Genomic DNA, 496 nt, shown 5'->3' with positions numbered 1-496 from the left:
ACACGCTGGGCGTCCACCTCCAACCACCCGAAGCGCCGCGCCCCTTCGCCCGGTACGAACACGTCCTCCCCGAGAACGGGCAGGTCCTCGCCAGCACGCTCCACGGCGACGACTTCCTCGTCGCGCTCAAGTCCGTCGTCGCGTGGGACCGCGGCGCGGGCGCGGTCTACGGCATCGGTGCCGAGGTCGCCTTTCTCACCCACCACGGCAACGACTTCGAGACGATGGGCGCGAACGAACACCTCCTCCGCAACGCGCTCGCGGTCCTCGGCGGCCCCGCCCACCGCAGACCGGCGTTCACCGACCGCCCCGCCGACGCCGAGGGGTTCGCCGCGATGCGCGAGCGACGCGGCGACGACCATCTCCGACCCCGGTACCACCTCGCCGGCCCCGCAAACTGGCTGAACGACCCGAACGGCGTCATCCAGCACGACGGGACCTACCACCTGTTCTACCAGTACAACCCCGGCGGGCCGTTCCACGGGTCGATTCACTG

General features: G+C 71.0%; 1 pseudogene. It reads left to right on the top strand.

Annotation, left to right across the window (positions count from 1 at the left end):
- A pseudogene (locus D3D02_RS19140) lies at positions 1–496 on the top strand (sucrose-6-phosphate hydrolase); the annotation flags it as partial.

It is taken from the genome of Halobellus sp. Atlit-38R (assembly GCF_003665925.1).
GTDB classification, from domain to species: domain Archaea; phylum Halobacteriota; class Halobacteria; order Halobacteriales; family Haloferacaceae; genus Haloquadratum; species Haloquadratum inordinatus.
Note: the sequence above shows the minus strand (reverse complement) of the source record. Positions and strands in the feature narration are given on the sequence as shown.